Source organism: Verrucomicrobiota bacterium (assembly GCA_016871535.1).
GTDB lineage: Bacteria > Verrucomicrobiota > Verrucomicrobiia > Limisphaerales > SIBE01 > VHCZ01.
On sequence record VHCZ01000199.1, the window covers coordinates 1 to 11,457 of the forward strand.

8 protein-coding genes and 1 pseudogene are annotated in these 11,457 nt (G+C 59.9%); 3 read left to right on the forward strand and 6 right to left on the reverse strand.

The genetic code is table 11. The annotated features are described in order from the left end of the window. From FJ398_20580 to FJ398_20605, 6 genes are all read right to left on the reverse strand, one after another. The coding region (locus tag FJ398_20580) for a hypothetical protein (GenBank protein MBM3840311.1) at nt 1–193 on the reverse strand (193 nt) is incomplete at its 3' end. A gap of 81 nt (nt 194–274) precedes the next feature. After that, a complete protein-coding gene (locus tag FJ398_20585; GenBank protein ID MBM3840312.1) occupies nt 275–757 on the reverse strand; it encodes a DUF5060 domain-containing protein in 483 nt (160 codons plus the stop codon). Nucleotides 758–892: 135 nt separating this feature from the next. Continuing rightward, a complete protein-coding gene (locus tag FJ398_20590) occupies nt 893–3,481 on the reverse strand; it encodes an insulinase family protein (GenBank protein ID MBM3840313.1) in 2,589 nt (862 codons plus the stop codon). 241 nt (nt 3,482–3,722) lie between these two features. Beyond that, nucleotides 3,723–4,148 (reverse strand): hypothetical protein, encoded by a 426-nt coding sequence (locus FJ398_20595; protein ID MBM3840314.1) that lies wholly within the window; start codon nt 4,146–4,148, stop codon nt 3,723–3,725. A 169-nt stretch (nt 4,149–4,317) separates the two neighbouring features. Next, nucleotides 4,318–7,242 carry a leucine--tRNA ligase gene (locus FJ398_20600; GenBank protein ID MBM3840315.1) on the reverse strand — a complete coding sequence of 975 codons (2,925 nt, stop codon included), beginning with the start codon at nt 7,240–7,242 and terminating at the stop codon, nt 4,318–4,320. A 241-nt stretch (nt 7,243–7,483) separates the two neighbouring features. After that, complete coding sequence (locus FJ398_20605) at nt 7,484–8,314, reverse strand: HDOD domain-containing protein (GenBank protein MBM3840316.1); 831 nt, start codon at nt 8,312–8,314, stop codon at nt 7,484–7,486. A 769-nt stretch (nt 8,315–9,083) separates the two neighbouring features. Here FJ398_20605 and FJ398_20610 point away from each other — a divergent pair. From FJ398_20610 to FJ398_20620, 3 genes and pseudogenes are all read left to right on the forward strand, one after another. Then, a pseudogene (locus FJ398_20610) lies at nt 9,084–9,143 on the forward strand (hypothetical protein). A gap of 390 nt (nt 9,144–9,533) precedes the next feature. Beyond that, nucleotides 9,534–10,514: an aldehyde dehydrogenase family protein gene (locus tag FJ398_20615; protein ID MBM3840317.1), complete on the forward strand. Its 981-nt coding sequence runs from the start codon at nt 9,534–9,536 to the stop codon at nt 10,512–10,514. 3 nt (nt 10,515–10,517) lie between these two features. Next, nucleotides 10,518–11,327, forward strand: coding sequence for a prepilin-type N-terminal cleavage/methylation domain-containing protein (locus tag FJ398_20620; protein ID MBM3840318.1), 810 nt, complete (start codon nt 10,518–10,520; stop codon nt 11,325–11,327). The last annotated feature ends 130 nt before the right edge of the window (nt 11,328–11,457 follow it).

Below are 11,457 nucleotides of genomic sequence, written 5' to 3' on the forward strand. Positions count from 1 at the left end.
TGCACTGGGCTTCCTCGAACCCGCGCTGACGCTGACGCAGGGTGAGATTGGCCTTAATCAAGTCGGGCAGGCCCAACGAGCGGAAGGCGCGCGAAACGCTGAGCAGGCCGGCGTGCGCGCTGGTGGCTTCGAGCAGGGGACGCTCGTCCAGGATGAACGGCGTCTTGTGCAGCAAGGGCAAGCAAGCAGCCACGGAATAAGATATAGAACGTCTATATCTCCCTGTCAACAAGAAATCCCCGCGGGTGGCGCTTTTTCTATGAAAACCGAGAACTTAGGCGAGGATCAGGGGCTTCACCGGACCGCCAGTAAAACTGCCAGTAAAAGTAAGACGCGAACGTGATTTCAATTCGCCTCCAACAGGGCGAGGTTGCAGACGTTCCCGCTCCCCTGGGAATCGCGAAGGCTGGCTGAGGTCAGGCATTGGCCGGAGGCTTCCTTTGCGTTTGGAGTTTACGGCGCGGAAGGCGCCAGTCCGTCCATTCAATCCTTTGTCCCAGCTTGCGACGATCCAGCCCCACGTGCCGATTCGATCGGGCGAGAAGCGAAACTTCCATGTGGAACCGCCATCCCAGAAAAGCGGCAGCCTTCGCGTCTCCGTCCCATTCGGCGCCGTGAGCACGACCTCGGCCGAAAGTTCGGTGTAAAGGTATGAATCCTGGAAAAGCAGTTCAGGCAAAGAGAGCACAAAGAACACACAGAGTGACAGGCTTTTATAGTGAAAGACCGATTCACCCTGTGGGTCATTGGCGCGTATCGTCCATGTTTCCTCTGCGGTCTTTGTGCTCTCTGTGGCTAATCAACTGCCGTTTTAAGGTCCATTGGGTTGCGGTTTCCCCGCGCCATATTTGTGCTCGGCGAATCGCAGGACGGCCGGGCGAGCCGTCCCACGCTACCCATTCTTGATCGTGGCGACGACGCAGGCTTGGGGATTAAGGTATTTTCGCGCGACGGCCGAGATTTGTTCCAGCGTGACGGCTTCGTAATGCCGGTCTTCGCTGTCATAATTCGCGAAGCCCAGGCCATACAGCTCATCCAGCGCCGTCATCATGGCGAGCGCACCCAAATCCTGGCGCGCGATTTTCTTGTGGCCGACAATCTTGGCCTTCGCTCGCTTCAACTCGGCTTCGGTGAGGCCGTCGCGCCGCAGGGTTTCGGCTTCCTGGAGAAGTTCCGATTCAACCAAGGCCGCTTTCTCCGGCGCGGTGCCGGCGTAAAAGGCGAAGTAGCCCGGCTGCAAACCGAGGAAGTTCTGCGCCCCGACGTAATAGGCCAGGCCCAGGTTGTCCCGAATCCGCACGAACAAACGGGAACCCAAATCGCTCAGCGCTTCTTGAATCAATTCCAACGCGTATCGGTCCGGGTTGTGCAGGTCGACCCCGGGAAAACCAATGACCAGGACCGCTTGCTTTTTTTCGCGGGATTCGGAAGCGCGCCGAATTTCCGCGAGCGCAGTCGATTCGCTTGATCGGGCGGGAACCTGGACACCCTTTGGCCAGGAGCCAAGCCATTGTTCCACCGCCGCGCGGACGCGTTCCGTTTCCACGTCGCCATAGATCGCGAGCACGCAATTGTTGGGGATGACGAGCTTTTGGTGGAGACTGCTCAAATCCGAGGACTGAACCGCGGAAACCGATTCCTCAGTTCCGACCAGGTCAAGCCCATAACCTCTCTCGCCGAACAGGGCGCGCCGCATGATGCGGCTGGCGCTTTGGAGCAAGTGATCCTTTTGTGCGCGAATCGTGGCGAGCTGGACTTCGCGCTCACGCTCCAACTGAGCTTCGGGGAAGGTCGGATGCCGGATCACGTCGGACAGAAGATCGAGGCCCTCGTCGAAATCGCCGCTTAAGACTTCGGCGTTGACGCCAAGACTGTTGTTCCCGCTGTAAATGTCGATGCTTCCGCCCAATGATTCCATTTCGGTCACGATCTGTTCGGCGGTTCGGGAGCCGGTGCCCTTGAGAAGCATCTTGGCCACGAGCAACGAGAGCCCGTTGTTCCGAGGTGTTTCGATCAGCACTCCGCCAAGGAACACGGCGCGAAACTGGACGAAAGGCAAGCGATGATCCTCCTTGATCAACAGGCGCAAGCCGTTTGCGAGCTCGAATCTTTGGATCGGATGCTCCGAGGCTTGAGCCGACGCATGGATCTTTTTGGGCGCGGTGCCTGACGGAAGCAGAGCGTAAGTGGTTCGATTGTCCGCGGTGAGGTGCTCGCGCGCTACGCGTTGCAGATCTTCCGGAGACAAGCGTTTGACCGATGCCAGGTAGCGCTCGGAGAAATTCAGGTCTGTGGCCGCCAGCCAATTGGCGCCCAAATCCTGCGCTTGCCCGCCCATCGTCTTGCGCGTCGCGAGAGTCGCGGACGTAAACTGCTTGATGGCCTTGGAGAATTCGGCCGGAGAGACCGGTTCGTCTTTCATTCGCTCCAACTCGTGGAGCATTGCCTCGCGCGCTTCCTGGAAGCGCGGCGCATCGACCATGGCGCTCATGCCAAACAGACCGGGACTGCCGGGATTGTACGTAAAGGCATCGACGGAATGGACCAGGCCTTTCCGTTCCCGGACTGCCTGATAAAGCCGCGAGCTGTGGCCGCTGCCAAGCAGGGTTGCCAAAACGTCCAGCGCTGGAATATCCGGATGCCGAAGCTCCGGGATATGCCAGGCGAGGTGAAAGTGGCCGAGCTCGATGGGCGCTTCTTCGATGATTTCGCGCTCGCCCGCTTGCTTGGGTTCGTCCGGGATGACGACGAGCGGAAAGGCTTTGGCTTTGACGTCCGCGAAGGCCTTTCGAATTTGCCCTTCCACATCCTCCGCGCAAAAGTCTCCCACCACGACCAGAAAAACATTCCCCGGGATATATTTCTCGCGGTAGTACGCGACCAAGTCCTCGCGCTGCACTTGATTGAAGATGTCCGGATAACCGATGATGGTAAAGCGATAGGGGCTTCGGGTGTACGCGGTCTCAAACAAACGGCGGCTGGCGCGGCGGCCCGGATCGTCCTGATACATGTCCATCTCCCGGAGGATGACTTGTTTCTCCTTCACCAGCTCGTCTTCCGGGAGCGTCGCGTTCTGCACGATGTCGCACAGGATATCGATCGCGACGCTCGTGCCGGTGTTCGGGACGTTGATGTAATAGACTGTGCGGTCGAACGACGTGTAGGCGTTCATGTTTCCGCCGGCCTCCTGGATTTCCTGGTCGATCCGTCCCGCGCCTCGCGTCGTCGTGCCCTTGAAGAGCATGTGTTCGAGCATGTGGGAGAGACCGGCGCCGAGCCATTTGCCTTCGTGAATGCTGCCGGATTTGCACCACGCCTGGGCGCAAACCACCGGCGCGCTGTGGTCCTGGCGGATGATGAGCGTGAGTCCGTTCTCCAGCGTCGCGAGGCGAGTGTTCGCCGGGAACACCGGGATGTCCGTTTCCGTGGAAGCCGCGGCCGAAGGAAGTTGTTTGGCGATCATTGCAGATTTCTTGCTCATTCCAATGGCCGGCACACTGGGTGCCTGGAAACCGCGTTCCCCCCCACCCCAGCCCTCTCCCTTGGGGAGAGGGAGCACCTGCGGTTGCGCTTGAAAAAATCGCGTGCGCAAGCTGCTTCAAGCGCAGGATGCACGTCCCCCTCTCCCTGAGGGAGAGGGCTGGGGTGAGGGGGAACGCGATGTTCCACCACGACGCCGCAACTACTGAAAGGAGTGGGGAAGTTCATCGCATGTCAGCACTTCAAGGAGATTTCGTTTCCGGGGATCGGGCGGGAGTCTGCTTGCCCGACGGTCGAAACGGTTTGCGGAAGGCGTCGTCAAAATCATACCCTCCTTTGAAGTCCTCGCGGCTGTCCTTCTCGGTTTTGCTGAGCAATCCGTGCTCCACCATGTTGAAGACGATCTCGCCAAAATCCTCGCACCGACGAATGCCCCATTCGTTGAGGACGGTGGCGGTCATCGGGCCGAACTGGGAAAGCCCGTAGTCCCGCAGGCCGCCGAGCAGTTCCTGGCCGGTGATGTGGCGGATTTCGTTCTTGTTGGCCTTGCAGATTTGCTTCTGCGCGTAATCCAGCCCCTCGCGCAGGAACAAATACGCTTCGCGCCGGTAACGCGGATCTTTGGCCAGAATTGTTTCCAGGATTTCGTCGAAATTGATCGCTTGCATGAATTCGGGATCTTCAAGGCTGCGCGGGCGTGGTCGGCAGGGCGGGAGGGTGAGACGTCCGGCACGCTCTGACGGCCCAGCCGGTCAATAGCAAGAGCATCACAAGGATCAACACGGTTTGTTCCTGTTTCGTCAGGCGCGCCATGGAACAGCGGGTAAGTTGCTTAGTTCACTCAGTCACGATGTTAACCAGCTTCTTTGGCACCATGATGATCTTCTTGACCGCTTTGCCTTCGAGGTGCGGCTTGACTTTGTCGTTCGCCAGCGCGGCCTGCTCAATTTGCTGCGTCGAAGCGCTGGCGGCAACCAAAATGCGGCCCCGCAGTTTGCCGTTCACTTGCACGGGCAACTCGAGGGTGTCTTCGACCAGCCAGGCCGGATCGAACTCCGGCCAGGGTTGGTAGGCCAGGGGGATATGCGATTGGCGATTGGCGATTGGCGGTTGGGTCGCGAGCTTCGCCCAGAGTTCCTCCGCCAGGTGCGGCGCGAATGGCTGGAGCAAGATCAGGAAAGTCCCTAACACCTCGCCCGGTTTCGTCTCCCAGGCCGTTGCCTCATTGACGAAAACCATGAGCGCAGAGATCGCCGTGTTGAATCGCATCCGGTCCAGGTCTTCGGTGACTTTCTTGATGCACGCGTGCAGCGTTTTGAACTGGGCTGGCGTCGGCTCGACACCTTGGATCGCTTGACTCAGGTGAATCTGGTCGAGCAACTCGGCCCCCGCTTCGGACCGGACCGTCAGAGCCTGCTCAAACTCGTCTTCGCTCTTCTCGTCCACGAACAGCCGCCATACGCGCCCCAGAAATCGATAGACACCTTCGACCCCTTTGGTGCTCCACGGCTTCACGTCCTCCAGCGGTCCCATGAACATCTCGTAGAGCCGAAACGCGTCCGCGCCGAATTCGGCGACCATATCGTCCGGGTTGACAACGTTGCCGCGCGCCTTCGACATCTTCTGGCTGTCCTCCCCAAGAATAATTCCCTGGTTAACGAGCTTGAAGAATGGCTCCGGCGTTGAAACGTGGCCCAGGTCATAGAGCACCTTGTGCCAGAAGCGCGCGTAGAGCAGGTGCAAGACGGCGTGTTCCGCGCCGCCAACATACAAATCCACTCCTGGGGTCGTGGATCTGTTCAGTTTCGAGTTTGAGGTTTCGAGTTCCAAGTTGGCGGCGGCCAAGCCTTCAGACTTGGAACTTGAAACTTGAAACTTGGAACCTGCGAAAGCTCCCATCCAATACGCCTCCGCCTCGCGGGCGCAAAAGGACCGCTCGTTGCGCGGGTCGAGGTAACGCAAATAATACCAGCAACTCCCCGCCCATTGCGGCATGGTGTTGGTTTCCCGGACGGAGCCATCCGGCAGATTCACCCAGCCTTTCGCCCGCGCGAGGGGCGGTTCGCCGGTGCTCGTCGGACGGTAATCGGTCAATTCCGGCGGCAAAAGCGGCAGGGCGCTTGCCGGCAACGCTTCGTGATAGGGCTGGCCGTTGGAGTCTTTCTTCCAAACGATCGGGAACGGCTCACCCCAGTATCGTTGCCGGCTGAAGAGCCAGTCGCGGAGTTTGTAGTTGATCGTTTTCTTTCCCAGGCCTTTGGACTCCAGCCAGGAAGTGATCCTTCGTTTCGCCTCGAACGTGGGCAAGCCGTTGAGCGAAACCTCGGCGTTCGCGGAGTTCACCGAGATTCCGTCGTCCACGTAGCCGCGCCAATCTTTGCCTTCCGGCGGCTGGACGACTTGCACGATGGGCAGGTTATATTTCTGCGCGAACTCCAGGTCGCGTGCGTCATGCCCCGGCACGGCCATGATCGCGCCGGTGCCATAGCTGATCAGGACGTAATCCGCGATCCAGATGGGGATGCGCGCGCCATTGACCGGGTTGATGGCGTACGCGCCCGTGAAGACGCCGGTCTTTTGCTTCGCGAGATCCGTGCGCTCCAGGTCGCTTTTGGCGGCGGCAAAGGCGCGGTACGCTGCGAGTGAGGAGTGCGGAGTGCGGAGTGCGGAATGGTCGTGGCCCTTCCACGCGTCGGGGGTGTTCGCAGGCCATTCGCTTGGCGTGATTTGCTCGACCAATTTATTTTCCGGCGCCAGCACCATGTAGGTGGCCCCGAAAAGCGTGTCTGGCCGAGTGGTAAACACAGTGATCGAGTAATCGGTATTCAGTAAATCAGTTGTCTTCACTGATGACTGATGAATGGTTACTGAACACTGATCACTGATCACTAAGAACTTCACCTCCGCTCCTTCCGACCGCCCGATCCAATTCCGCTGCATTTCCTTCAGCGAATGGCTCCAGTCGATCGTTTCCAAATCTTGAAGCAAGCGTTCGGCGTAAGCTGTGATGCGGAGCATCCATTGGCGCATGGGCTTCCGAACGACGGGAAATCCGCCCACTTCACTCTTGCCATCGATCACTTCTTCATTCGCCAGCACCGTGCCGAGTTCGTCGCACCACCACACGGGCATTTCCGCGACATAAGCCAGGCGCCTGGAGTCGCGATACGGGCGCCGGGCCTCTTCATTCTTGAGTTCGGGAGGGTAAGGCAGCGACTCGATTGGCTCGGCCTTGTTCGTCGCCGGATTGAACCAGGAATTGTAGAGCTGCAGAAAAATCCATTGTGTCCACTTGAAGTAATGGGGGTCGGTGGTGTCGATTTCCCGGCTCCAATCGTAGCTGAAGCCGAGCGATTGGATCTGGCGCTTGAATGTGGCGATGTTTTGTTCCGTGGTCTGGCGCGGATGTTGTCCGGTCTTGACCGCGTATTGCTCGGCCGGCAAACCGAAGGCATCCCAGCCCATCGGATGGAGCACGTTGAACCCGCGGGCGCGTTTGTAGCGCGCGAGAATGTCCGTCGCGGTGTAGCCTTCGGGATGCCCGACGTGCAGCCCGGCGCCGGAAGGATACGGGAACATGTCAAGGATGTAGAACTTGGGCGGCGCTTCGGCGCGGTGGACCGGGTGACGTTGAGCGAAGGGATGGCTCGCAGGGATGGATTCACCGGGATTCCAGGCCCGAAAAGATTCCTGTGCGCTCCAAATCTTCTGCCACTTCGGCTCGATCAGCCGAAACGGGTACTGCTTCCGCTCACTCGACATAGGGCGTGAATGTTGCGGAAACTCTTCGAGGAGGCAACGGAGAATTCTGGATCAGCCCAGCGCGCATCTCAGTGCATCTGCTTTCGAGGCAAGTAGCGCAGGCTTTCGAGCCTGCGGGTTCACGGAGCTTTCCAGCTCCGTTTCGCGAGATGTGCCGCTGGGGACTGGAAAGTCCCCCTAACCGGCAGGCTGGAAAGCCTGCCCCACAGCGCTACTGTTCCGGCATGGTTGGGATTTGGGATCAAATCGCCGGCGCCTCGGCGATTTCGTCGTGCCAATGAGCCACGGCTTCTGCCCGGCCGATCTTCGCCAGGTAAAGAAGGTCGATTTGAGGCGGCACGATCCCGCCACGAGTAGGCCGCTGAGTTTGGACCAAAACATTCGCGGCATGCACTGCGGTCAGGGCCGTGAATGAAGTGCGTTCGCTCTTGGTGGGGAAATGGTGGAAGGCTACCGCTTCGACGACCGGCGGCGGCAGGCCCCAAAGACCGAGCAGATAGCCGCCGACGTCCGCATGGTCGAAACCAAACGCTTCGCGTTCCTCGACGAGCCATTCGACGCGTTTGGCCTGCGCTTGCCGGCCGACCTCTTCGTATTGGTCCGGATAATTGCTCGCCAGCACGAGTTTGCCCACGTCGTGGAGGAGGCCTGCGACCATGGCATCCTCCATGACCTGGCGGCCCACGCGTTCGCTCTTGGCGATGGCCTTGGCTGCGCCGGCCGCGCGTGAACTGTGCTGCCAGAGGGTTTCCAGCGACAGCCCGCCAAGCTTGCGCGCCTCGAATTGCCGGAAGATGCCCGCAGCCAGCACCAGGTGTTTGACGGTCTCAACGCCGATGAAGCTGACGGCCTCGGCGATGTTCGTCGTGGGACGCGGCAGGCCAAAGAAAGCCGAGTTGACGATTTTCAGAATCTGCGCCGTCATGCCGATGTCCTGCGCGACCGTCTTCGCAATATCGTCAATCGAGCTGTCCGGCGATTGCAGTTTTCGGACCAAATCCAGATAAAGCGTCGGCAGGCTGGGGGGGGGGACAAGCTGGTCGGCTGCGTGGCTCCTCACGCTAGGGGCTATCGAGGGCTTTTAGACCAGCAATGGGAACAGACCGAGTGGACCCGCGGCGAAACCGATTACGTTCTACGCCGCTTGGACAATGTGCTCGCGCAATTGCCCGCGGCGCGCCAGCAAGCCCGGGAGCGCATTCTGCACGGTCAACTGGTGCCCTCCAAAGAGAAGATCCTGAGTTTATATGAACCGGACGTGCAAGTGATCGTGCGGCACAAAGCGGGCGCGGAGGTCGAGTTTGGCAACACCCTGCTCCTGGGCGAAAGCTCCCAGGGCGTGATTATCGATTGGGAGCTTTTCAAAGACGTGGCCCCGAACGACGCCCGGTTAGTCTCGCGCAGCCTCCAACGCATAGAAGAGAAACTGAAGGTCCATGTGGGAGCCGTCGGAGCGGATCGCGGCTTCGATAGCCAGAACAATCAGAGCGTGTCCGAAAATTGCGCGGGGTCCTGCGGCGAGGGATTTTGGCTGTGGCCAAGGCGGCGAGGTCCGAGCATCCCCAACGCGGGCTGTAAGGACCGAGCCAACGCAGGCCACGGACAAAAGACCCGCCGCCCGGAGGGTTTTCGCGCCAAAGGCCGCCTGGCTTCGTTGCTCCTCAGTCGAAGATCCAGGGAGGATATTCTCCTTCGTCGCGCCTCGCCATCCGGCCTTTGGCGCGAAAACAAGACCCCGCGGAATTTTCGGACACGCTCTCAGCAATGGCTCAAAGAGCAAAAGACCTACAATGCCATTTGTCCCCGCTCGCCCAAAGCATTGAAGCAAAGGAAGAAGTCCTGGAAATTCAGCCGGCTGCAGCGGCGGCGCTCTCAATGCGAAGGACGCATCGGGATCGTGAAGAATAATTTTCTGGGCCGACCGCTGCGCAGCAAAGGATTCGCCAGTCGGGAACTGGCCGTGAGTTGGGCGGTGTTCACTCACAACTTGTGGGTCATCGCCCGTTTGCCTCAGCGCAAGGCCAGACCGCAGACCCACCCCCAAGCCTTGGCGGCTTAATCTCGCCGTCGTCCACCTTCTGACTGAGGAATGAGCCAGCCGTGTCTTCACGGCCGGCTGCGGCATCACGAATTGGGCGATAGAATAGAAATCTGGCTTCCTGTAGCGCCCACATCCGTCTCCGAAACCAGCGCGGGAAAACCCGCCTGAATCGATCATCGAGAAATCGGCAGTTTTGGGACAAGCCTTAGGCGCCGTCGTGAGCTATCAAGCGCAGTCGCCGGTGCTGGGCATGGTGCTGCCGTCGAACTCGCCCGGCGTTCACACGTTGTGGCTGCCCGTCATCGCGATGCAGCTTGGCCTGGTGTTGAAGCCGGGATCGCAGGAATTCTGGACGCCGTACCGCATCGCGTCGGCGCTGGCGGAAGCGGGCATTCCCCGCGAAGTCATCGGCATTTATCCGGGCGGCGTTGAGTTGGGCCTGGAGATTATCAATCACTGTCGGCGAGCCTTCATCTTCGGGAACGCCCAAACGGTCCAGAGTCACGCGGGGAACCCACGCGTCCAGGTTCACGGGCCCGGCTACAGCAAGATTCTGCTGGGCGACGACGTCGCGGACGAGTGGGAACGACATCTCGATCTCATCGTGGAAAGCGTTCTGAACAACGCCGGCCGCGGCTGCATCAACTGTTCGGGCGTCTGGGCCTCGCGCCACACCCGGGCCATCGCGCAAGCACTGGCCGAACGCCTGGTCCCGATCGACGTCAAACCTCCGGACGATCCCGCCGCCGCACTCGCGGCCTTCCCTGTGCCAGGCCGCGCCCGTGCGATCCACGCCTGGATTCTTGAGAAACTGAAGGAAGACGGCGTCGAAGACGTGACTGCGAACTTCGGGCCGCGCCTTGTGGAAACGGAGCGCTGCGGTTACTTGCGGCCGTGGGTGATCCGTTGCGCCTCGCCGGATCGCGCCTTGGCCAACACAGAATTCATGTTTCCGTTCGTGGCGGTGGTGGCGTGTCCGCAAGAGCAGATGCTCGACCAAATCGGCCATACGCTCGTCTGTACGACCATCACCGAAGATGAAGACTGGCAACGGCGGCTCATAGATTCGCCGCAAATCGACCGGCTCAATCTGGGGCCTATTCCCACTACGCGGATCAATCCGCTGCAGCCACACGAAGGGAACCTCTTCAATTTCTTGTTTCGTTCGCGGGCGTTGCAGGCCTCCGATAGTGATCTGGACAATGCGGTCGCACAGTGCTATCAGCGGTGAACCATGAACGCCTTGCCATCCGCTCCTCCCTCGCGCCATTTTCCGGCCAAACGCGTGCCGGGCTTCACGCTGATTGAACTCCTGGTCGTGATCGCGATTATCGCCATTCTGGCTGGCATGCTGTTGCCCGCCTTGGGAAAGGCCAAGGCCAAGGCCCAGGCGATCTCCTGCGTCAGCAATCTCAAGCAACTCGCGCTGGCCACGCGCTTGTATCAAGATGATTTCGGCCAGCGTTATCCCTGGACCTTCACCGGCACCGCCAACGGCGTCGATCAGACAAATTGGTTTAGTTACACGTTCCCTTACCAACAGACGAAAAAGCTGTTGCTCTGCCCGGTGCGGCCCAAGAAGACCCGCGTCAATGTCGGCCCCTTCAAGATCAGCACGGAAGGAGAGTTGATTTACTCGATGGACGGCTTGTTCGGCAATTACGCGGCGAATTATCGACTCGGGGGTTCCTGGGGCTTTTGGAGCATTAAAGGTCTGACCGATGCCAACGTGGTCAATCCGTCGGGCACCATCCACATCGTCGATGGCGGGACGGCGCCGGCCAACACAAAAGACCCCGACCGGTGCATCACGCCGGCTTCTTTGCGCAAACCGGGGTGCTGGATCGTGCACGACGTGGCCAATGACGCTCCATGTGTCGGCTGCGTCGCTTCGCAAGATGACCCGAACTGGGGCGGCCCAGACCCGCGCCACAATGGACGGAGCAATAACCTTTACACCGACGGCCACGTGGATGCGAAAAAGACCCGCGAATGGTACTGGGCTACGACACCCTGGCTGAACCCGGCGGAAGGCGGACGGTAACTAAGTGGTCCGTTTCGTAAATACGCTCACGTTCGTTGCGCCCAATTTGGCCTGGGGCAAGGCGCGACGAGCGAGCATCCCCCGCCAGTGGGGCTGTGACCGAGGAGCAACGCAGCCCCAGGCAAAATTC